The organism is Adlercreutzia sp. ZJ176 (assembly GCF_011038975.1).
Lineage (GTDB): Bacteria > Actinomycetota > Coriobacteriia > Coriobacteriales > Eggerthellaceae > CAAEEV01.
In genome coordinates, this window is the sequence record NZ_JAAKEC010000009.1 from 77,996 (window position 1) to 100,504 (window position 22,509).

A 22,509-nucleotide genomic window follows, 5' to 3' on the forward strand; every position below is an offset into this window, starting at 1 on the left:
CGGGCCGCGCGTCACGCGCTTAACCGTTACAATGGGGCGAACACGTTCGACGAAGCGAGGATGCCGCCATGACCCACCCTGAGATAACCGACCCGTTCGCCCCCGGCTCGCTCAGCGCCCTCGCGCCGAGCTGGTGGCTGCCCGAGGACACCCTCGAAGAGGACGCTGCCACCGACAGCCCCGCAGGCGCTGTCGACGGCCCCGCAGACGCTAGCGCGCTCGCCGACCCCGGCGCGCCCGCGCCCGCCAGCCCCAGCGGCGCACCCACGCCCACGCCCGCCCCCGACCTCGACGAGACCGACCCGTGGCTCACGCCCGACGAGGCCCTCGAGCGCTTCCTGGACTGGGTGGACGCCCGCGGCATCGAGCCGTGGCCGCACCAGGAGGACGCGCTCATGAACCTGGCCGTGGGCGACCACGTGATCCTCGGCACGCCGACCGGGTCGGGCAAGTCGCTCGTGGCGCAGGGCCTCTGCTTCATGGCGATGGCCACCGGGCGGCGCGCCTACTACACCGCGCCCATCAAGGCGCTCGTGAGCGAGAAGTTCTTCGACATGGTCGACGTGCTCGGCCGCGACAACGTGGGCATGATCACCGGCGACAGCACCATCAACACCGAGGCGCCCGTGATCTGCTGCACTGCCGAGATCCTCGCCAACCAGGCGCTGCGCGAGGGCGAGGGCGCCGACGTGGGCTGCGTGGTCATGGACGAGTTCCACTACTACGGCGACGTCGATCGTGGCTGGGCGTGGCAGGTGCCGCTGCTCACGCTGCCGCGCGCGCAGTTCCTGCTGATGAGCGCCACGCTCGGCGACACCTCCGCCATCGCGGCCGCGCTCGAGGAGCGCACCGGCAAGCCCGTCGACACCGTGGCCGACGCGCCGCGTCCCGTGCCGCTCGCCTTCGAGTACTCGCTCACGCCGCTCGAGGGCACCGTCGAGCTCGCCCTGCGCAAGGGCGAGGCGCCGCTGTACCTCGTCCACTTCTCGCAAGACGCCGCCATCGCCACCGCCCAGTCGCTCGCCAGCTACGGCGTGGCCACCAAGGAGCAGCGCGAGGCCGTGAAGGCCGCCGTCAAGGGAACCGCGTTCACCACCGCCTTCGGTAAGATCCTGAAGCGCCTGCTCGAGTGCGGCGTGGGCGTGCATCACGCCGGCATGCTGCCGCGCTACCGCCTGCTCGTGGAGAAGCTCGCCCAGCAGGGCCTCCTGCCCGTGATCTGCGGCACCGACACGCTCGGCGTGGGCATCAACGTGCCCATCCACACGGTGGTCCTGACGCAGCTCACCAAGTTCGACGGCCACAAGATGCGCCGGCTGCGCGCCCGCGAGTTCCACCAGATCGCCGGGCGCGCGGGACGCGCCGGCTTCGACACCGAGGGCATGGTGATCGCCGAGGCGCCCGAGCATGAGATCGAGAACGCCAAGCTGGTGGCGAAGGCGGGCGACGACCCCAAGAAGCTGCGCAAGATCAAGAAGAAGAAGCCGCCCGAGGGGTTCGTGGCGTGGAACGAGGCCACCTTCACGCGCCTCATCGACGCTGTGCCCGAGACGCTCACGCCGCGCATGCGCATCACGCACTCCATGGTGCTCGCCGTGATCTCGCGCGGCGGCGACGCCCGCGCGCGCGTGCGCGAGCTCATCGCCGCGTCGGCCCAGACCGACGAGCAGAAGGCGAAGCTGCACGTGCGCGCCGACGAGATCTTCGCCACGCTCATCGAGGCGGGCGTGGTAGAGCGCACGGTGGGCGACGACGGCAGCGAGGGCTACGTCACCACGGTGGAGATGCCCGAGGACTTCGCGCTCGACCAGCCGCTCTCCCCCTTCATGCTCGCGGCGCTCGACCTGTTCGACCCGCAGAGCGACACGTACGCGCTCGACGTGATCTCGCTCGTGGAGGCGACGCTCGAGGACCCGCGCCAGGTCCTGCGCGCCCAGGAGCGCGTCGAGCGCGACCGCGCGATGGCCGAGATGAAGGCTGACGGCGTGGAGTACGAGGAGCGCCTCGAGCGCCTGGCCGAGGTCACCTACCCGCGCCCGCTCGAGGACGTGCTGAACGCGGCCTTCGGGCACTACTGCCGCGCCGTGCCGTGGGCGCGCGACTTCGAGCTGGCGCCGAAGTCGGTGCTGCGCGACATGATCGAGACGGCCTCGGACTTCAAGACCTACGTGAACCGCTACGGCATCGCGCGCTCGGAGGGGACGCTCCTGCGCTACCTCTCCGACGCCTACCGCGTGCTCGACCGCACGCTGCCCCAGTCCGCGCGCGACGACGTGCTGCGCGACGTCATCTCGTGGCTCGGCCTCATCGTGCGCTCGACCGACTCGAGCCTGGTGGACGAATGGGAGAACGCCGGCAGCGCCATAGACGTCGCCGCCCCCGCGCCCGCGGACGAGGTGGTGCGCGACCGGCGCGGCCTTGCCGTGCTCGTGCGCAACGCCCTGTTCGCGCGCGTGCGCCTGGCCGCCGCCGACAAGGCCGCCGAGCTGGGCCGCCTCGACGCGGAGTGGGGGTTCGGCGAGCGCCGCTGGTCAGACGCGCTCGACGCCTACTACGAGGCGCATGACGAGGTGCTCACCGACGCCGACGCGCGCTCGGCGGCGTTCCTCGTCATCGACGAGGCCGACGAGAAGGCCGCGCACGTGTGGCACGTGCACCAGACGTTCAGCGACGAGGCGGGCGACCGCGACTTCGGCATCATGGCCGACGTCGACCTCGACGCCACGCAGGAGCAGGGCGAGGTGGTGTTCAAGAACTACCGGGCCGGGTTCATCGAGGACCTGCTCGAGCGGTAGAGAGCAGCGAAAGAGGGCGGAGGCGGCGAGGGGGGCGATGCGGCGCGGCGCGCCACCTCCCTCGCCGCCTCCGCGCCTTGGGCCCTTTTAGATCAGCTTGCCCTTGCAGTGGTCGATCAGATGCTGGATGACCTGCGCCGTCCAGCCCTCGAACTTCCTCTTGCGCTCCACGAGCTCGCCGTCGACCAGCTCGAGGTAGGCCACCTGGATGCGCGCGAAGCGCGTCACCTTCTTCTCCTCCTCGCGCGACAGGCACGCCTCGATGGCCTTGAACGGCGCCAGCCCCTGCTTGAGGACGGGGTTGTACATCACGTGCGGGTTGTCATCGTCGTCCAGGTACGCGACGATGGCCTTCGTCTCGCCGATCTGGTTGGCGGCCAGACCCGCCGCGTCCTCGAGCGAGACGAGCGTCTCCACCAGGTCCTGGGCTACGGACGCGTCATCCGCCGTCGCCTTCTCACACGCCTGCGACAGAATCGCCTCGTCCTTCACGATCTCCTTGATCACCGCATTCTCCTTCTGGCCGGAAACGTTACGCGTCCCATGATACCGCATGACGTCGGGAGGGTGGCAAGACGGCAACGGCAGCCCCACCCGCCGCGCAGGCCGCGCGGGCGCCCCTAAGATGGCAGGTGAGCCTCACGGCGCGCGGACGGCCGGCCTCATCGGCGGCCCGCGGCCGAGCTGCACCCGCACCCAACCGAAGGAGCCTTGCCATGAAGGGAAACCAGAAGCTCATCGACACCCTGAACAACCTGCTCGCCGACGAGCTCACCGCCATCAACCAGTACATGCTGCACGCCGAGATGTGCGAGGACTGGGGATACGCCCAGCTCCACGAGGAGTACGAGCGCCGCGCCATCACCGAGATGCGCCACGCCGAGAAGCTCATGGCGCGCATCCTGTTTCTGGAGGGCACGCCCGTGGTGTCGAAGCTCAACAAGATGACCATCGGCGCCACCGTGCCCGAGCAGGTCGACAACGACCTCGAGCTCGAGCTGGAGACGGTGCGCCGCTACAACGAGGCCATCGTGCTCGCCGGCGAGGTGCTCGACTACGCCACGCGCGACATGCTCACCGAGATCCTCGCCGACGAGGACCGCCACGTCGACGAGATCGAGGAGCTGCAGGACCAGATCGAGCAGATGTCGCTGCAGATCTTCCTCTCCACCAAGACGCAAGCGTAGCGCTAGGCGACAGCGCCTGCCGCACCTGCCAGCCCTGCCCTGCGGCCAAGCTGGCCCTCGTCCACCTGTTTTTGCGCTAGGGAGCGTCCGCATCAGGCGCCTGTCATGTCATCCCGAGCGAACGTCAGGAGATACCCCGATGTCACCCCGAGCGAGCGGCTCCGCACCCTGGGCGAATCTCCCTCCTCATGTCATCCCGAACGAACGTCAGGAGGTGCCCCGATATCATCCTGAACGAACGTCAGGAGGTGCCCCCCTGTCACACTGATCGAGCGGCTCCGCACCTTGGGCGAATCTCCCTCCTCATGCCATCCTGGGCGAACGTCAGGAGGTGTCCCCCGTGTCATCCTGAGCGAGCGAAGCGAGTCGAAGGATCTGGCCCCGGGTACGGCGCGCCCGCATGCGCCACCTGCTTGCGACCAGATCCTTCGACTCCGCGCCTGCGGCGCTCCGCTCAGGATGACACGGGGGGTGTGCCGCGGCATGCTCGAACGCGCAGGTGAGGGCGGATGGCGGCGCTCCGCTCAGGATGACATGGGGGGGCGTGCCGCGGCATGCTCGAACGCGCAGGTGAGGGCGGGCACGCGACACGGGCGCGCAGGTGAGGGCGGATGCGCGCGTGCGCGACGCGCTCCCGGACGGGCGGCGCCTAGCTCAGCCGCTTCAGCGCTGCTACGAAGAACCCCTCGTAGAGCTCGGTGGGCCTCACGCATGCTGCGCCCTCGAGCGCGCACGGCAGAAGCGGCACGCCTTCGAGCAGCTCGTCCGGCAGCGGGACCACCTCGGCGTTCACGGGCTTGACGGGACGCGGCCCATCGCCGCCGCGGCGCTTGCCGCGCCCGCGCCGGCCGCCGCGCCTGCCGTCGCGCGATGCGGCTGCCAGCTCGTCTTTCGAGGGGTTGAGCACGCTCTCGACGAGCAGCTCGTTCTCCTCGGGCAGTATCGAGCACGTGGCGTACACCACGATGCCGCCGGGGCGCACCGTCTCGAACGCCTTGCGCAGGAGCGCCCGCTGCGTCTTCACGCTGCGCTCGAGCAGCTCGTCCGAAAACCCTCCGCGGTAGGCGCCGCCCGCGAGCGACACCGTGCCCGAGCCCGAGCAGGGCGCGTCGAGCAGCACCTTGTCGAAGGTGAAGAACTCGTCGAGCTTGCGCGCGTCGCACTCCATCACGTTGCAGCGCGCGACGCCCTGCTTCTCGAGGTTGTGGCGCAGCTTCTGGGCGCGCACGGCGTTCTTCTCGCAGGCGGTGATCAGCGCCTTGCCGCCTGAGAGCGCGGCCATCTGGCAGGTCTTGCCGCCGGGCGCGGCCGCCATGTCGAGGATGTTCTCGCCCGGATGCGGGTCGAGCGCGAGCGGCGGCAGCATGGCCGAGAGGCTCTGCAGGTAGACCTTCCCCTGCGCGTAGGCGTCAAGCGCGCGCAGGGCGGGCTCGCTGCCCGCGTCCGTGACGAAGGCGTCGGCGTAGAAGGCGGGCGTGCGCCAGGCGATGCCCGCCGCGTCAAGCTCCGCGGCCACCTGTGCAGGCGAGGCCTTCAGCGTGTTGGCACGCAGCGTGCACGCGCGCGGGGCGGCGTACCCGGCGATGACGGCATCCGTGACTTCGGGGGCGTAGTGGCTGGCAAGACGCGCGAGCAGCTCGGGGGGAAGCCCGCGTGCGGCCGCGCGCTCCTGCGCTTCGGTCGTGCTCACGGCGCGCCCTAGCGGATCGTGACGCCTTCGGGGAGCTCGACGCTGCGCCAGTCGAACTCCTCGCCGTCCTCGTCTTCCGTGCTCGCCTGGGCGGCTGCCGCCGCGGCGGCAGCTTCGGCCTCCTTTTGCGCGGACCTCCCGAAGGCCGCGTCGAACGCGTCGAAGGAGGCGCGCGGCACGGCGAACACCACACGCGCGACGGCGCCGGGGTGCGCCTCGATCCATGCGCTGAACAGCGACGTCACCTGCTCGGCGGGGTAGCCGAGGCGTCCGCAGCCGAACGCGCCCACGATGAGCGTCTCGCATCCGTTCGCGGCGGCGATGCGCATGATCGTCTCGACGCGGTCGGCCAGCGCGCGGTCGCACTCGCGCTCGGAGCGGTGGTTCTCGAGGGCGCGGGCGCGCAGCGGCTCGGGGATGACGATCACGTCCGCCTTGCGGATGCTGCCGTCGCGCGAGAACACCACGTCGGGCAGGTACGCCGCGCGGTCGGTGAACAGCCCGCCGCGGCGGTAGTCGCGGTTCTTGTCGTGGTAGAGGCCCTTGACCTCGCAGAGCACCTGGTAGAGGTTGCTCGCGGCGCACAGGATCTGCTCGGGGCCGAACGCGCCGTCCTCGTAGGCGCCGCCGGGGCGCGTGAAGGCCGCCGGGTCGACCACGGCCGTCTTGCCCGCGCCCTGGCGGTAGAGGGCCTCGGGCGCGAACGAGGTGGTGACGCGCGTCTCGGTGGCGGCGAAGGGGGCCTCGCCCAGCTCGAGCACGCGTCCCGCGCCCTCCTCGTAGATCGTCGCCGCTGCGGCGCACGCCGCCGTCTCGCTCGCGAACGCGCCCTTCATGAGCGCGTTGTGCTTGGCCGCCTGCTCGCGACGCTCGTCCCTGTCTGCCATGATGCCTCCTTGAGAGTGGGCCTCGGATGTGGATGACCCCCATCATATCCCACTTGGGCGCACGTCGCGCCCGAGGAGCGGCGCTCCCTAGCGCAAAAACAGGTGGACGAGCGTGTTGTTCACGCGGTGTACCTTATCGGAGAGACACGCGAGCGTCGTCCTGCCCCATGCGCGCCCCTTTCTTGTCATTCCCCCCTGCGTCCTGAGAGAGCGCGAGGCTGTGAAGCCCCATGTCATCCTGAGCGGAGCGCCGCAGGCGCGGAGTCGAAGGATCTGGTCGCGAGCGAACTGCGCATGCGGGCGCGCCGCGCGCCGCACCCACCCGCCCTCACCTGCGCCCCGGGCGCGCCGCGGCACGCCCCCCATGTCATCCTGAGCGGAGCGCCGCAGGCGCGGAGTCGAAGGATCTGGTTGCGAGTAGGTTGCGCATGCGGGCGCGCCGCGCCCGGGGCCAGATCCTTCGACTCGCTTCGCTCGCTCAGGATGACATGAGGGGCGCCTCGCTCGGGATACCATAGTCCGCGCGTGCGCCCCGCCGCCCGCCACCCGCTCCCGCGCCGCCTGCGCGAAGCGCCCGCCGCCATCCGCCCTCACCTGCGCGTTCGCGCCGCGCGCCGCTCGCTTCGCCTGCGGCCGGCCAGGGCGGCGCGCGCTTCGCTACAATAGCGCCAACCCCGTCCGCGGCGCACGCGTCGCCGCGGGCAAGCGAGCACTTGCGCAGGCCCGGCCCGCGCGCAACCCGAAGGAGCATCATGGACGCAAGCGAAACCCGATACCTGGAACTGCTCTCCCGCCTGTTCCCCTCCGAGGCGAAGGCATCGGCCGAGATCATCAACTTGAGCGCGGTCTTGAGCCTGCCGAAGGGCACCGAGATCTTCGCCTCCGACATCCATGGCGAGTTCGAGGCGTTCTCGCACCTCCTGAAGAACGGCTCGGGCTCCATCCGCCTCAAGATCGACGACACCTTCGGCGACGAGCTCTCCCTCGCCGAGAAGCGCTCGCTCGCCACGCTCATCTACTACCCGCGCGAGAAGATGGACCTCGTCCTGCCGCAGGTGCAGGACGAGCGCGCCTGGTTCTCCACCACCATCCTGCGGCTCGTCGAGGTGTGCAAGCAGGCGTCGGGCAAGTACACGCGCTCGAAGGTGCGCCGCGCGCTGCCGCCCGAGTTCGCCTACATCATCGAGGAGCTCATGACGGAGAACAACTTCGCCGTGAAGCGCGAGGCGTACTTCGCTGACATCATCGACGCGGTGATGCGCACAGGCCGCGCGCGGGCGCTCGTGGAGGCGTTGTGTCTGCTCATCCAGCGGCTGGCCATCGACCATCTGCACATCGTGGGCGACATCTACGACCGCGGGCCCTACCCGCACACCATCCTGGACACGCTGGCCAACTTCCATTCGGTCGACATCCAGTGGGGCAACCACGACATCGTGTGGATGGGCGCCTCGCTCGGGCAGCGCGGCTGCATCGCGCACGTGGTGCGCAACTGCGCGCGCTACGGCAACCTCTCCATCCTCGAGGACGCCTACGGCATCAACATCCTGCCGCTCGCCGGGTTCGCGCAGCGCGCCTACGCCGACGACCCCTGCGTGGCGTTCGGCCTCAAGGGCAACCCGCAGCTCACCGAGCGCGAGCACGTGGTGAACGTGAAGATCCAGAAGGCCATGGCCGTCATCCAGTTCAAGGTGGAAGGCCAGCTCATCGACGAGAACCCGAGCTTCGGGCTTGAGGACCGCAAGCTCTTGGACAAGATCGACTACGAGCGCGGCACCGTGCTCCTCGACGGCGTGGAGTACGAGCTCACCGACAAGGTGTTCCCCACCATCGACCCAGCCAACCCCTACCGCCTCACGCCCGAGGAGGAGAACGTCATGCAGCGCCTCGAGCAGGCGTTCGTCGGCTGCGAGAAGCTGCAGCGCCACATGCGCTTCCTCTTGGAGGCGGGCAGCCTCTACAAGATCTACAACTCCAACCTGCTGTTCCACGCGAGCGTCCCGCTCAACCCCGACGGCTCGCTCATGGAGGTTGACGTGTTCGGCGAGAAGCTCGCCGGCCGCGCGCTCTACGACGCGCTCGAGCACTACGTGCGCGAGGCGTTCTTCGGCCCCGACGAGGCGGCGCGCACGCGCGGGCGCGACCTTCTGTGGTGGATGTGGCTCTCGCCCGGCTCGCCTCTGTTCGCGAAGAGCAAGATGGCCACGTTCGAGCTGTACCTGATCGCCGACAAGGCCGCGCGCAAGGAGGTGAAGAACCCGTTCTACACGCTGCTCAACGACGAGCGCGTGATCGCGGGCATCTTCGAGGACTTCGGGATGGACCCCGCCACGTCGCGCATCGTGTGCGGACACGTGCCGGTGAAGGTGAAGGACGGCGAGGACCCGGTGAAATGCGGCGGGCGCGTGCTCACCATCGACGGCGGGTTCTCGAAGGCCTACCAGCCCACCACCGGCATCGCGGGCTACACGCTGATCTCGAACTCCTACGGCTTCGTGCTCGCCGCGCACGAGCCGCTCGAGTCGACGCGCGCCGCCGTGGAGAACGAGCTCGACATCCACTCGTCACGCCACGTGGTCGAGCGCGTGGAGGAGCGCACGCGCGTGGCCGACACCGACACGGGCGCGAAGCTGAAAGCCCAGATCGCCGACTTGGAGCGCCTGCTCGAGGCGTACCGACGCGGCCTGATCCCCGAGCGGGGCTAGACTTGGGAGCGGCGCGCGACCTCCTGCTGGCCGTTGACGGAGGCGGCAGCTCGACGGAGCTCCTGCTGGCTGACGCAGAGGGAGCGGAGCTCGCGCGCTTCCAGGTGGGCTCGACGAGCTTCAAGTCGGTGGGGCCGGATGCCGCGCGGGCTGAGATCGGCGAAGGAGTGAGGCGGCTGCGCCGCGAGCTTGACGAACAGGGTGCGGCGCTGGCGGACGTGCGCGGCGTGTGGGGCCTGTCAGGGTGCGACTCGGCCGCCGACGCGGCGGCGTACCGAAGCGCGCTGACCGCCTGCGGGCTTGACCTTGAGCGCCACCACGTCTGCAACGACGCGCTGCTCGCGCTGCGCACGGTCGCGGACGGCGCGGGCGTGGTGGTGGTCGCGGGCACGGGCTCGGTGGCGCTCTGCGTTGACGCAGGCGGCGCGGTGGCGCGCCGCATCGGCGGCTGGGGCTACCAGGTGAGCGACCTGGGGTCGGGCTGCTGGGCGGGCGCGGCGCTCCTGCGCGAGGCGCTTCTGCACGAAGACAGCTGCCGCGAGGACGACCCCGCGTTCGCGCTGGTGAGAGAGGCGCTTGCGCCCGAGGGCGCGTCCTGCTTGGGCGAGGCGGCCGCGCGCCTCACGCGTGCCGACGAGCTCGCCGCGCTCGCCCGCATCGCGCTCGAGTGCGCCGCGTCGCCCGCCTGCGAGGACATCCGCCGCCAAGCCGCGCGCTACCTCGCCGGCTACGCCGCCTCCCTCGTGCGCGCCCTCTCCGAGCGCGGCGACGCCGAGGCGGTCGTGGCCCTCGCGGGCGGCCTGTTCCGCAACGAGCGCTTCCGCAACCTGGTCGTCGACGAGATCCTCGCGCGCACGTCCCTGCCCGCGCGCAGCATCCGCCACGTCAGCACCTCCCCCGCCGAGGGAGGCATCCGCATGGCCCGCGCCTGGGCGCGCGACGGCCGGCTGCCCCTCGGCAAACCCTCTATAATCATGCCGAGACACGAAAGGACCTCAGCATGAGCAAACGCACCCCCGCCGCGCCCTCGACCACGCGGCGCACGCTGCACTACTTCTGGCAGATCACGCGCTCGCACCTGGGGCTCTTCGTGGCGCTGCAGCTCTCCACGTTCGCCTACGTGGCGCTCCTCTCCTACGGCAACCCCTACGTCATGAGCCTCGTGGTCGACCGCGTGAGCGCGAGCCCCGTGGCGCCCGACCAGGTCATCAGCGTGTTCGCGCCCTACGTCGCGGCGCTCGTCGCCATCAACGTGCTCGGCCAGACGGCCAGCAAGCTGCAGGACTACACGCTCTACAAGCTCGAGATCGCCGCGAGCTACGACCTCTCAACGCTCTGCTTCGACGCGCTGTGCAACCAGTCGATGTCGTTCCACTCCAACCGCTTCGGCGGCACGCTCGTGAGCCAGACCACCAAGTTCCTCGCCGCCTACAACCTGGTGCTCGAGAACCTGAACTTCCCGTTCATGCCCGTGTTCTGCTCCATCGTGTTCACCTGCGGCATCCTGGCGCCGCGCGTGCCCGCCTACGTAGTCATCCTCATGGTGCTGCTCGTGGTGTACGCCGTCGTGTCGTACCGCATGTACAAGCGCATCCTCACGCTGAACGAGAAGGCCGCCAGCGCCCAGAACCAGCTCTCCGGCGAGCTGTCCGACTCGGTGGCGAACATCCTGGCCGTGAAGACCTACGGGCGCGAGGACTACGAGCGCGGGCTGTTCGACCAGTTCAACCGCGAAGTGGTGGCGCGCGACTCCAAGCGCATGCGCGCGAGCCTCACGCGCGGCATCATCACGGCCGCCATCACCGTGGTCATCATGAGCGTGGTGGCGGTGTTCATCGCCGGCGGCAACGCGTGGTTCGGAATCACGCCCGGCACGCTCGTGATGATGTTCACCTACACCTACACCATCACGAACCAGTTCAACTTCATCAACAACGGCCTGCAGCGCTTCAACCGCGCGTTCGGCGACGCAAGCGGCATGACACTCGTGCTCGACGAGCCGCGCCTGGTGGCCGACGTCCCCGGCGCGCCCGACCTCGAGGTGCGCGAAGGCGCCATCGACTTCGAGGGCATCGGGTTCCACTACACCGACGGCAACGCGAAGACCACCGTGTTCGACGACTTCAACCTGCACATCCCCGCCGGCCAGCGCGTGGGGCTCGTGGGCATGTCGGGCGCGGGGAAGACCACGCTCACCAAGCTCCTGCTGCGGCTGGCCGACATCCAGGAGGGCGCCATCCTCATCGACGGGCAGAACGTCGCCGAGACCACCCAGCAGTCGCTGCGCCGTCAGATCGCCTACGTGCCGCAGGAGGCGCTGCTGTTCCACCGCACCATCGCCGAGAACATCGCCTACGGGCGGCCTGACGCCACGCGCGAGGAGATCCGCGAGGCGGCGCGGCTCGCCAACGCGCTCGAGTTCATCGAGAAGCTGCCGCAGGGCTTCGACACCATCACGGGAGAGCGCGGCGTGAAGCTCTCGGGCGGGCAGCGCCAGCGCGTCGCCATCGCCCGCGCGCTTCTGGCCGACTGCCCCGTGCTCGTGCTCGACGAGGCCACGAGCGCGCTGGACTCCGAGAGCGAGCGGCTCGTGCAGGACGCGCTCGCCACGCTCATGGAGGGGCGCACGTGCATCGTGGTGGCGCACCGCCTGTCCACGGTAGCGAGCCTTGACCGCATCGTGGTCTTAGCTGACGGGAAGGTGGCCGAGGACGGCCCGCACGAGAGCCTCATCGAGGCCGGCGGCGCCTACGCGCGCCTCTGGAGCCGTCAAACCGGCGCCTACCTGGAGTAAGCGAGGCGCGCCGATGCGCCGGAGGCGCGCTGGCGTGGCAGAAATCGCGCTGGCCCGGCAGGGAGGCTGCCTGGCGTGACCAGGAGCTGCCTCAGCGCGGCGAGATGAGCTCGCTTGCCGTCACGAGGCGCTGCGCGGGGCAGCTCCGCCCGTGCGCGATGCTCGCCGTCAGGGCGTCCAGGCTCTCGGGGAAGTGGAAGCGCTCCATGTCAGACTGCTCGACGAAGCCCTGAGCGAGCATGTTCCCGAGCAGCGCCCGCAGCGGGTCGTAGAAGCCGTCGAGGTTGAGGAAGTAGCACTCGGTCGGCCCGAGCCCCAGCCGGATGCGCGACATGATCTCGGATATCTCCTCGAGCGTGCCCACGCCGCCGGGAATGGCGACGAACACGTCCCCCAGCTCGATCATCTTCGCCTTGCGCTCGCCCATCGTCTCCACTTCGATGAGCTCCGTCAGGTCGTGCTGCGCGACGCCCGCCTCGATGAAGAAACGAGGCTCGACCCCATACACCTCGCCGCCGCCGTCGAGCACGGCGCGTGACACGATGCCCATGAGCCCCACCGAGCTGCCGCCGTACACGAGCGCATGGCCGTGCCGGGCAATCCACGTGCCCAGATCACGCGCACATTCGGCAAAGCGGGCGTTCGCCCCGCCGTTCGACCCGCAGTATACGACAACGTTCATGACAGCTCCTTCGAAACCTCTTCGCGCAGGCGCGCCAGCGTCCCAAGCGCAGCCCCCGCGCCAGCGCCCCAAGCGCAGGCGGCATCGCACGCGCAAGCACGCCGACGCCCCAGGCGCAGGCGGGCATCGCACGCGCAAGCACGCCCGCGTCCCAGGCGCAGCCCCAGGCGCAGCGTGCGCCCCACGCGCCCCACGCCCCACACCCGCGCTCGCGCACGCCCGCGATTCTCATCCCGAAGCATCCTAGCAGACATCGGCGCGAGCGTCTGCGCCTAATCTTCCCGGCTCTCGCGGCAGATCTCCAAAAGGCCCTCGATCGGGGTGGGCTTGCTGGCGTAGTAGCCCTGGTAGCAGTCGCCTCCCAGCGAGGCGATCAGCTCGCACTGCTCCTGCGTCTCGATGCCCTCCACACAGGTGCGCAGGCCCGCCTTCCGGGCGCTCTGCACGATGGTCTCCATCAGCGACAGGCTCCGCTTGCTCTCGAGGGCGCCCAGGAGGAACACCCGGTCCACCTTCAGCTCGTCAACGGGGAGCTGGAGCAGCAGCGCCAAGGAGGACATGCCCGTCCCGAAGTCGTCGAGCGCGATGGTGATGCCGCGCGAGCGGAAGAACCTCAGCTCGTCCTCCAGGAAGTCCGGCTCCATGCGGCGACACCGCTCCGTGAGCTCCAGGCAGAGGTTCTCGGGCGGGCAGCCCTCCTCCGCGAGGATGTTCAGGACGTCCTCGCGGAAGCTGCTGTGCTTCAGCTGCGTGTCCGCGACGTTGACGTTCAGGATGAAGCCCGGGTCCGCCTGGCGCAGAGGCGCGGTCTCCCGTATCGCCTGGCGGAGGATCCAATTCCCCACCGGGATGAAGGCGGGGTCGTTTTCCAGCCAGGGAACGAAGCTGTCCGGGGGGACCACGCCGTAGGGCTCCTGCCTCCAGCGCAGCAGCGCCTCCGCGCCGATCACCTTCCCCGTGGAGAAGGACACGATGGGCTGGTAGCACAGGAAGAAGTTGCGGCAGCCCTCCATGGCGCTGCGGTGGATCTCCGCGTGCAGCTGGATGTTCTCGACGTTGAGCACCTGGCGGACGTCCTCGCTGAAGATCAGCTCGTTGCGGTGGTTCTCCAGGGACTGCTCAACGGCGTAGATCAGGCTGCTGCGCACGAGGTGCTCGTTGCGGGGGTGCCGGGGGTCGATCTGCACCGCGCCGCCGTATATCTGCAAGGGGACCTGCAGGTTGTCGATCTGGATCTCGCTTTCCGCCACGCGGCGGAGCTGCTGGAAGAACCTCCGCGCCTCGTCTCGGTCGGCGTCGTACAGGTAGAAGGCGAACTTCGCCCCCTCCAGGCGGAACACCCGCCCCTTGCCCGCGACGAGCCCCTGGAGCTCGATGCCGAAGAGCCGCAGGATCTGGTTCCCGCCCTCCTGGCCGTACATGGCGTTGGCGTGGCGGAAGTTCTCGATCCCCACCTTGACCACGCAGGCGCTGATCCGCTCCTCGATCAGCCGGTGCAGGCTCTTGGTGAACTCCGCGTTGGTGTGCAGGCCGGTGATGGGGTCCACCTCGTCGACGAGGCCGTGGTTGATGATCGTGCCTGCGAACAGGTCAGGCTCGGCGCCCTCCCCCTTCAGCACCACGCCCCGGCAGGTGCAGACGACGTACTCGCCCAGGCGGTTCTTCACCCGGTACTCCAGGTCGTGGACCTGGCTGTGCCCGCAGAAGACCGACACGATGTCATCGTGGTACATCTGCCGGTCCTGCGGGTGGATGAGGGACTCCCAGATCTTCCCCGCGTCGAACATGTACTCGCCCGGCAGGTCGAAGTACTGCACTGCGGCCAGAGACCAGCGGGACACCCCCGTGCTCATGTTGCAGAGGTAGATGTAGCTGCGCTCCGAGGTGCTGGAGAAGGCCGCGAACGTCCGGTTCGCCAACCCGGTGGTGTCAAGCTCCTCCGAAGCCGGCTTCTGCGATTCGGCCAGCATCTGCGCAGGTGACGGCCGGTACTCCTTGAGCGCAGAGCGCGGGATGGGGCCGTGCTTGATACGGCTCCGCTCCTTGTTGCGGCGCATGGCGGAAGCCGCCGCCTGCTCGGCGACGCGCACGTCTTTCTGGGAGGGGTCGAAGCAGGCGTACCCCGCGGAGACGCGCGGGAGGCGCGGATCTGCCGCGCGGCCCTCCTCCATGACGGCGTGGAACTGCTCGTTGAGCGCCTCCATGGCGCCCTCGTCCACGTCCAGGATCACGCAGAACTCGTCGCCCTCTATCCGGCAGCACGCGCCGTGCCGTCCGTAGGCCTTGCGGATGGCCTTCCCGACCACCCGAAGGCACTCGTCTCCGTAGTCGCGGCCGTACTCGTCGTTGACGGCCCTGAACGAGTCCACGTCGAGCAGCTGGATGATCGCGGGCTTGCGCAGGCGCTCGAGCAGGTTCTTGCAGCTGGCGCGGTTGAGCAGCATCGTCTTCTCGTCGACGCGCTGGAGCATGTCGTTGTAGAAGATGTAGAGCAGCGTGACGACGATCGCAACCGTGAGCCAAGCGGACTTGACGTCCTTGTCCACCTGGTTCGCGACCACGCCGAGCAGCAGGAAGCCCAGCATCAGAAGGAGCATCGCCCTGTTCTTGCCCTGGTACTGGCGGCTGACGCGATACCCGACCTGCAGCGCGTAGACGGCGGCGCCCAGGTAGGTCACGAGGTAAATCCAGTAGAGCGGGCCGTGGAGGAACACGCCGTCGGCGTCCACGTAGTAGATGAACCCTCCGAAGGCCGACAGGGCCTCCAGGCTGGTGTGGGCGACCAGGATGCCGAGGAGCAGCCTGCTCCTCGCGGGAGCGATCGCGGTCTGCCGCAAGACCTCCGCGCACGCGAACGGGACGACGGGCGTCACCGAGAGCTCCACCATCTTCGTCCACACGACGACTTCCCGCAGCTCCCCTCCGGAGAGGGCGGCCACGCTTCCCGACCACTCCGCGACGATGCCGAGGACGACGCTGGAGAAGAGCAGCAGAAACTGCCCCTTCTTGCTCTTGGAGAACATGTCGTTCGTGTTCGCCATGAACGCGAGAAGCGCCATGAGGAGCACGACTTCCAGAACGATCACCGTGTAGAAATTCAGCATGTCCGCATCACCTCCAGCACCCTTGTGCCCTCGCAACGCGCAGGCGGTGCGACGAGGGAAGCTCCTCGCCCTCGTTCGGCCTGCTCATTGGGTCGACAGCAGCTCCCAAACCCCTCTTGGGTTGCGCTTTGCAACGTCGCCTTGAGTGAGCAGCATCTATGTTTTTTCGCAGTAGATTTTCATGCGGAAACCTTTTGCTTTCGTTCTTGTGAAGCGCATCATAAACCAATCGAGGCGCACGAGAGCTTGCAAGCAGCGCGGAAGGGGCCACGAGCACGCCGACTGGCACGCCCGGCGCGCCGCGTCTCCCCTCCCCCTGCCATTCGCCACCCCTCCGTGCCTTTCACGCTGATGAGGAAGGCAATCAGCCAGTCTGGGTAGGTCGACCTGGACAGAGCACCCATGCCCGAGGTCCATCAAGTCCACCTGGCGGTGTAAGGCTGCCAGACGTCGAGCATATCTGGGCGAAGCGAGACAGCAAAGCAGTGAGCCATCATCGATGGTTTTTATAGCAGGGGCTCTTGCGGTTCACCCATCGCGCACCATCGTACAATCAGCTCGCCGACCCAAGCCCACGGGACCCGAGCCACCGATAACGCCCTCTTTGCATCCATCGTTCGGAAAAGCTGGATGGAAAACGCCCGTTATCGGTGCTCCAAGCCCCGAAAACCACCGACAACGGGCATTCTCCAGCCACTTTTATCCAAAAACCACCGATAACGGCCCTGTTTCATCCAGAATCGCCTGAGGGGTGGATGGAAAAGCGCCGTTGTCGGTAACGCTGGAGGCAACCGGCGCGCGGAGCCTCAAGGCCATAACATGCGCCTATTCGTCAAGTGCGGCAAACAGCGCCGCTGCAGAATCGTAAGACTCGGCCCGAATCTTGCCGTTCATAATGTCACGCGCTTCGCACATGGCCGCCTCGGTTTCCGCACTGTAGCGAGGCTGACGTACGTCGAAGGGCAGGCCGCCTTCCATGACCGATTTATGCAGAAACACGTTGATCGCTTCGGTGAGCGTCATGCCCAAGCTCGAGAAGATGCTCTCGGCATCAGCCTTCGCTTGCGGGTGTGCGCGCATATTGATTGAAACGAAGCGTGCGGCGAATCTACCTAAACATGGAAATCCGCCATCAGGTCCTCGACGGAGCTGAAGCTCTCGCCCTCACCTGAGAACGCCTGCTGCCGAGCCTCCAGATCAAGCAGGACGGCTTGTTCCATCTGTCTTGCGCGTTTCGCGATCCTGCGTCCGCCGTCCGTCAATCCACCGATCCCTGCTCAGATAGGTTATGCGCACGTTGCGGGTTTCGCCCATGGGCTTGCAGAGGACGTTCTGCACGTTGCGGTCGAAGACGAAGCCCAGCTTCTCCTGCACCCGCTGGGAGTTCGCGTTCCCCTCGTAGTTGCCGCACCAAATGCCGCCAAGCTCCAAGTCCTCGAACGCATGGCGAATGAGCTCCCGAGACGCCTCGGGGATGAGGCCACGCCCCCAATAGGGCACCCCGATCCAGTAGCCGAGCTCGGCCTCCCCTTCCGGCAGCGGAACGGTCCCGTCCTCCCCGAACAGCAGGCCTATGCTGCCGACGGGCCTCCCCGTCTTCTTCAACACCACGGCGTAAGTCTCCTCGGCGGAGAGGACGTCGCGGATGATCTCGCGGCTGTTCTCGACGCTCGTATGCGGCGGCCATCCGGCAATGGGTCCCACCGCCGGATCTTTCGCAAAGCGATAGAGATCCTCGGCGTCGCCTTCCGCCCAAGGGCGGAGGACCAGGCGCTCCGTCGTCAAAACCATCGCACACCCTCCTCAGGTCCGGGATCAGCGCCAAGGCGGAGCCCAACAGGCCCCTGCCCCGCAGCTTACGCCAGCCGCGTCTTCTTCGTGACGGGGCACATGACGTAGCCGCCGCGCTTCGCGAAGTGGATCATGAACCCGATGCCGGCAAGCGCGAGGGCGATTCCCACCCCCGTGTAGAAGAAGGCGACGAACCACGTCGGGACCAGCCCGAAGGCGCGCAGCGAGATCCCGCCGCCCATCATGACGGCCATGATGACGTACCCTTTCACGTCGAAGAACCTCAGGACGTGCGTCCTCTCCTCGCCGTAGCCGCGGATGCGGTCGGAGTGCTTGCCGACGAGCTTCGAGAACATCAGGTGAAAGATCAGGAAGATGAGCGGGATGCCCGCCGCCATGACCCAGATCGGGGTGCTTCCCTCCAGGCAAGCCAAGACCCCCAGGCGAAGGACGTTCAGCCCGGCAAAAACCCACACCGCGGAAGCGATGGTCAGCAGATATTTCCCTCGAACCCTGAGCATGTCAGCCTCCCAAGAACGTGGGGCGATTATACCCCGACGACGCCAAGCGCCGACCCGCGTTGGCCAAATCGGAGGACTCTTCCTCAATCTCCCTATTGAGCGTCCTAGTCTTCCCCGTAAGGATATACGCCGTAGAAGCGTTTGAGGAAATCGCAGCACTGGCCCTCTATGAACAGGGCGCCAGCCGAGAGCTCTCCTCTACTACGTAGTAGATGTCGTAGCAGATGTCGTAGCGCCCCACATAAGAAACGCGCACCACGGTCAACGCGAAAGACAGCGTCAGTCAGGATTCAACACAGCTCATCACCATCTGCTTCACGAGGCGCGACGCGTCGCCTACGGGCAGCGACTCGCCTGCCTGGAACCACCGGGAGTAGGCCGCGATCATCCCGCTCAGCGCGAACTCCAGGCGCAGCTGCGCCTCCTGCTCTGGCATCCCCTCGGGAACGAGACCCGCCATGACCGGCCTCAGAGCCTCCTTCAGGCGCATGACGAAAGACGCGTTGCCGCCAGGACCGAGCAGCAGCCTGAGCTTGTCAGACTGCTCCGCGTAGATGGCGCCGACGTACTCGACCAGAGCACCCTCGTCAGCTTGGGTAATCCCGCGCGCCTTTTCCCTCATGAAGGCGAGGAGCTCATCCTCCGCAGCCTCCCTCAGCGTGATCGCGCTGGAGAAGTACTCGTAGAACGTGCTCCGATTGACCCGCGCCTCCTTGACGACCGCACTCACGGAGACGGCCCCCATGGGCTGCGAGCCCGCCAACAGCCAGAAGGCGTCGATGATCCGCTTCCTCGTCCGCGCCCTTCTCTGGGGATCCTTCTTGGCCATCGTCCCTATCCTCCAACACTCTCCGCTGCGTTTGGTGGTTGATGCTCCGTCCCTTCGCCAAGATAATAACATTTATCCGACATGGTGTCGGATAAATTCAGAGAGGATTCCTGATGAGATTCTGGGATACGTACAACCTGCACCTCCTCACGCTCGCATGCCTTTGCGTAGCCGTCTACCTCGGCGTCTGCTGGGAGACGATGCCCCCGCTCAAGCGCGCCTTGGGCTTCTTCGTAATCGGAATCACCCTGCACGAGTGGGAGGAGACGCGCTTCCCCGGCGGATTCTTCGATCTCATGACGAGGAAGTTCGGCATCAGCGAGTACACGCCTCAGCAGGTGGGGAGAGCCCACGGCGCCGCAGTCATCGCCATCGTGTTCTTCGCCTTCGTCCCGTTCCTCCTGAGCGACATCCGCTGGCTCGCGCTGGTGTCGGGCGTGCTCGGCGTCTTCGAAGCCTTCATCCACGTAGCCGGCATCCGCATACATCGGCTGAAGTACCCCTATTCCCCCGGCATGGCAACTGCCTTGGTCTGCCTGCTTCCCTCATCCGTGCTCATCTTCACGTACGCCGCCCCCGGCGCAGGCTGGGGATGGGCTGCTGCCATTGCCTACTACCTCGCCGTTTTCGCCGTGATGGAGGTGCTCGTCTGGCGCGCCTTCGGCATCAGCCCCAAGGATCTCCCTCAGAAGATGGCGAAGCTCAGAGGCGGCGATGGGCGCCGGTGACGTATCAGAGCCCTTGTGAAACGGCCGAGCATCCAAGCATCCGGACGCCGCAAAACGCGCGCAAGACGGCGCGCGGCACAGCGTAAAGCTCTCGACGCGCGGCGTGCCCTTGAAAACCTTCGTGAGCTGCCCTAGAATAGGGCCGTTGTAAAACCCAAGTCCTTCAAGGGGATGTCTTTTTGGTCATTGTTCTGTAGAGAACACCCAACCGAATAGCTCTTTCAAAGGGTGGCCGTCAGGCCGCATGGTTGGTGTTCGCCTCATTCGACTTCATCCATTCGAAACCACGGAACTACAGAAAGAGACCGTTATGAACCACTTCCCCAAATCAGGGACGTTTCCCCTGAACGTCGTCCAATCCAAGATCATGGGCCCCAACCCCCTGAAGCTCTGCGAGGAGCTCCTTTGCGAGCACGAGGTCCCGCAAGGCGCCGTGGTGCTCGACCTCGGCTCGGGCACGGGCATCACCTCGTGCATGCTGGCCCGCGAGTACGGCTTTGCCACCTTCGCCGTCGACCTGTGGAGCGACCCCGGCGAGAACATGCGCTTCTTCGAGGAGATGGGGCTGTCCAACCGGCAGATCTGCCCCGTCAAGGCCGACGCCTCACAGGGGCTGCCCTTCGCCACGGAGTTCTTCGACGCCGTCGTCAGCATCGACTCCTACAACTACTTCGGCCGCGATTCCGCCTACCTCGGCGAGAAGCTCCTGCCGCACGTCAAGCACGGCGGGCTTCTGTACTTCGCCATCCCCGGCATGGTGCGGGACTGCCACGACGACCTGCCTTCTGAGCTGCTGTTGAGCTGGACGCCCGAGCAACTTGAGTACATGCACGACATCGACTGGTGGCGCGCCATGATCGAGCCCACGCACGGCGTGCGCATCGAGCGCATGACGCCCTTGAGCTGCCATGACGAGGCGTGGGCGGACTGGCTTGCCTGCGACAACGAGTACGCCGCCGGCGACCGCGCCTCGATGGAGGCCGGCGCAGGCAAGCTGCTGAACAGCATCGGCATCGTGCTGAGAAAGCTGTAAAGGGAAAACGCGGTGGCCGGCGCGCCTCGTCGCCGGCCACCCTCCCCGCATGGGGGATAATCAAAAAAAGCTCCTTGACTCTCCCGCTGCGGGAGGGATGAGACTGGTGGCATCGCGAGGGAAAGGTGGGAGATGTTCCGCATCGGCGAGTTCTCGAAGATGGCCATGACCACGGTGAAGACGCTGCGCTACTACGACGAGGTGGGGCTTTTGAAGCCGCGCGCGGTAGACCGGTTCACGGGATACCGGCTCTACGATGCGGCGCAGCTCGTGGACCTGCACCGCATCCAGTCGCTTCGCCAAGCGGGGCTTCCCCTCGGCCAGGTCGCCCGCATCGTATCCGGAGACGATGCGAACGAGATACTGCGACAGCATTCCATGGAGCTTGAGCAGGAGATCGCCGAGCGGCAGGCCATGCTCTCTCGCGTCCAGTTCATTCTGAAAGAGAACAAGGAGGGCGCTATGCCATACACGACGACGGTGAAGCACATCCCCGAGCAGATCATCTACTGCAAGGAATACATGATGCGCACGTTTGCGGACTACTTCAGGGAAATGCCGGCGCTCGGCGAGAAGCTGCGCGCGAAGTACCCCGATCTCAGGTGCGCCACGCCCAAGTACTGCTACACGGTGAACCTCGACCGCGAGTGGCGCGAGACGGACAACCACATCCTCTACTGCGAGGCCGTGACCAAGTTGAAGGACGACTTCGACGGGATCCGCTTCATGGTGGCGCCCGCGCTCGACGTGGCGTCGGTGATGCACCAGGGTCCCTACGAGGACATGGGGCCCGCGTTCGCCCACGCGCTCGAGTGGGTCGAGCAGAACGGATATGAGGTCGCCGGCGACCCCCGCACGAGCTACATCGACGGCATCTGGAACAAGGACGATGTGTCCGAATGGTTGACCGAGGTCCAGATCCCCATCCGCAAGGCCGCGGAGCCCCAGGCGTAGCGGCGGCAAGCTACTCGTCGCGCAGCGCAGGCGAGAGAAAGCAGCCGTCTGGCGTGAAGCGCTTGCGATAGGTGGTGAAGCAGATCGCGACGATGGACAAGGTCGTGGCCGCGGAGATCATGAGCAAGACAACGATCTGGTACTTTGCCGCGATCATGGGGTCGGCGCCGGCGAGCACCTGCCCGGACATCATGCCGGGGATCTGGACGATGCCCGCCGCCGACATGGTGGCGAGGGCAGGTGTGAGGCCCGACCCTATCGCCGAACGGATCGAGGGGAACGCCGCCTCCCGCGGCGTGGAGCCGAGCGCCAGATACGCCATGATCTCGTCAGAGCGCGCGTCCATGTCAGAGAAGAGCCGGTCGATCGCCACGGCGGTCGCGCTCAGGGTGCTGCCGAGCACCATTCCCGATATCGGCACCAGCACGCGCGCGTCATACCAGGGCGAGGCGTGGACGATGGCCTCGACCACGGTGAACGCCACGATCATCGACGACACGAAGATCGAGCCGAACACCTCCGGCCAGATGCGCAGCGCCTTGCCCTTCACGCGCCCCATGGCGATCTGCGTGGCGGCGAGCGACATCCCCACGAGCACAAGGCAGACGAGCCACCACGACTGGTATTTGAACAAATAGACGAGGAGCAGCCCCATCGCCAGCAGCTGCAAGAAGCAGCGAACGGTGGCGACCACGATTGCCTTGGTCTGCCTGAGCCTGAGCGCCCACGCGACGACGGCTGCCACGAGCATGAAGGCCGTAGCGCCGAAGAGCTCCAGATACCCTATGTCGATGACGCCTGCGTCCACC

General features: G+C 67.2%; 18 protein-coding genes. 8 read left to right on the forward strand and 10 right to left on the reverse strand.

Features of this window, described 5'->3' with window-relative positions:
* Positions 1–68: 68 nt before the first annotated feature.
* Entirely contained in the window at positions 69–2,795 is a 2,727-nt protein-coding gene (locus G7Y50_RS06260; RefSeq protein ID WP_165053255.1) for an RNA helicase, read from the forward strand.
* Between the two features lie 87 nt (positions 2,796–2,882).
* Here the strand turns inward: G7Y50_RS06260 and G7Y50_RS06265 are convergent, their stop codons facing one another.
* Positions 2,883–3,302: a peptide deformylase gene (locus tag G7Y50_RS06265; RefSeq protein ID WP_165053252.1), complete on the reverse strand. Its 420-nt coding sequence runs from the start codon at positions 3,300–3,302 to the stop codon at positions 2,883–2,885.
* A 209-nt stretch (positions 3,303–3,511) separates the two neighbouring features.
* Between G7Y50_RS06265 and bfr the strand changes: the two genes are divergently transcribed.
* The gene (gene bfr, locus G7Y50_RS06270) at positions 3,512–3,982 is read left to right on the forward strand and encodes a bacterioferritin (RefSeq protein WP_165053249.1); all 471 of its coding nucleotides are present in this window, start codon (positions 3,512–3,514) and stop codon (positions 3,980–3,982) included.
* Between the two features lie 649 nt (positions 3,983–4,631).
* Here the strand turns inward: bfr and G7Y50_RS06275 are convergent.
* A complete protein-coding gene (locus tag G7Y50_RS06275) occupies positions 4,632–5,672 on the reverse strand; it encodes an RsmB/NOP family class I SAM-dependent RNA methyltransferase (RefSeq protein WP_165053246.1) in 1,041 nt (346 codons plus the stop codon).
* Between the two features lie 8 nt (positions 5,673–5,680).
* The gene (locus tag G7Y50_RS06280) at positions 5,681–6,559 is read right to left on the reverse strand and encodes a TIGR02452 family protein (protein WP_165053244.1); all 879 of its coding nucleotides are present in this window, start codon (positions 6,557–6,559) and stop codon (positions 5,681–5,683) included.
* Between the two features lie 752 nt (positions 6,560–7,311).
* Here G7Y50_RS06280 and G7Y50_RS06285 point away from each other — a divergent pair.
* The 3 genes from G7Y50_RS06285 to G7Y50_RS06295 are packed head-to-tail and all read left to right on the forward strand — an operon-like array spanning position 7,312 to position 12,058.
* A complete protein-coding gene (locus G7Y50_RS06285; RefSeq protein WP_165053241.1) occupies positions 7,312–9,264 on the forward strand; it encodes a fructose-1,6-bisphosphatase in 1,953 nt (650 codons plus the stop codon).
* 2 nt (positions 9,265–9,266) lie between these two features.
* A complete protein-coding gene (locus tag G7Y50_RS06290; RefSeq protein WP_165053238.1) occupies positions 9,267–10,268 on the forward strand; it encodes a BadF/BadG/BcrA/BcrD ATPase family protein in 1,002 nt (333 codons plus the stop codon).
* The gene (locus G7Y50_RS06295; RefSeq protein WP_165053235.1) at positions 10,265–12,058 is read left to right on the forward strand and encodes an ABC transporter ATP-binding protein; all 1,794 of its coding nucleotides are present in this window, start codon (positions 10,265–10,267) and stop codon (positions 12,056–12,058) included. The genes G7Y50_RS06290 and G7Y50_RS06295 overlap by 4 nt, the downstream gene beginning before the upstream one ends.
* A gap of 91 nt (positions 12,059–12,149) precedes the next feature.
* Here the strand turns inward: G7Y50_RS06295 and G7Y50_RS06300 are convergent, their stop codons facing one another.
* The 6 genes from G7Y50_RS06300 to G7Y50_RS06325 all read right to left on the reverse strand — a co-directional run bounded on the left by G7Y50_RS06300 (position 12,150) and on the right by G7Y50_RS06325 (position 18,985).
* The gene (locus G7Y50_RS06300; protein ID WP_165053232.1) at positions 12,150–12,740 is read right to left on the reverse strand and encodes a TIGR00730 family Rossman fold protein; all 591 of its coding nucleotides are present in this window, start codon (positions 12,738–12,740) and stop codon (positions 12,150–12,152) included.
* Between the two features lie 272 nt (positions 12,741–13,012).
* Positions 13,013–15,844 (reverse strand): EAL domain-containing protein, encoded by a 2,832-nt coding sequence (locus G7Y50_RS06305; protein WP_165053230.1) that lies wholly within the window; start codon positions 15,842–15,844, stop codon positions 13,013–13,015.
* Positions 15,845–16,669: 825 nt separating this feature from the next.
* Entirely contained in the window at positions 16,670–16,924 is a 255-nt protein-coding gene (locus G7Y50_RS06310; RefSeq protein WP_165053227.1) for a type II toxin-antitoxin system RelB/DinJ family antitoxin, read from the reverse strand.
* Between the two features lie 117 nt (positions 16,925–17,041).
* Positions 17,042–17,635 (reverse strand): GNAT family N-acetyltransferase, encoded by a 594-nt coding sequence (locus G7Y50_RS06315; RefSeq protein WP_165053224.1) that lies wholly within the window; start codon positions 17,633–17,635, stop codon positions 17,042–17,044.
* Between the two features lie 65 nt (positions 17,636–17,700).
* Complete coding sequence (locus G7Y50_RS06320; RefSeq protein ID WP_206214787.1) at positions 17,701–18,156, reverse strand: hypothetical protein; 456 nt, start codon at positions 18,154–18,156, stop codon at positions 17,701–17,703.
* Positions 18,157–18,439: 283 nt separating this feature from the next.
* Positions 18,440–18,985: a TetR/AcrR family transcriptional regulator gene (locus G7Y50_RS06325; protein WP_165053221.1), complete on the reverse strand. Its 546-nt coding sequence runs from the start codon at positions 18,983–18,985 to the stop codon at positions 18,440–18,442.
* A 113-nt stretch (positions 18,986–19,098) separates the two neighbouring features.
* Here G7Y50_RS06325 and G7Y50_RS06330 point away from each other — a divergent pair, with 113 nt between their 5' ends.
* The 3 genes from G7Y50_RS06330 (at position 19,099) to G7Y50_RS06340 (ending at position 21,700) form a co-directional block, all read left to right on the forward strand.
* Complete coding sequence (locus tag G7Y50_RS06330) at positions 19,099–19,713, forward strand: HXXEE domain-containing protein (RefSeq protein ID WP_165053218.1); 615 nt, start codon at positions 19,099–19,101, stop codon at positions 19,711–19,713.
* A 310-nt stretch (positions 19,714–20,023) separates the two neighbouring features.
* Positions 20,024–20,746 (forward strand): cyclopropane-fatty-acyl-phospholipid synthase family protein, encoded by a 723-nt coding sequence (locus G7Y50_RS06335; RefSeq protein ID WP_165053215.1) that lies wholly within the window; start codon positions 20,024–20,026, stop codon positions 20,744–20,746.
* Positions 20,747–20,878: 132 nt separating this feature from the next.
* Entirely contained in the window at positions 20,879–21,700 is an 822-nt protein-coding gene (locus G7Y50_RS06340) for a MerR family transcriptional regulator (RefSeq protein ID WP_165053212.1), read from the forward strand.
* 10 nt (positions 21,701–21,710) lie between these two features.
* On the opposite strand, the gene fetB is transcribed toward G7Y50_RS06340, so the two are convergent.
* On the reverse strand, positions 21,711–22,508 hold the full coding sequence (gene fetB, locus G7Y50_RS06345; RefSeq protein ID WP_165053209.1) for an iron export ABC transporter permease subunit FetB: 798 nt from the start codon (positions 22,506–22,508) through the stop codon (positions 21,711–21,713).
* Position 22,509 lies beyond the last annotated feature (1 nt).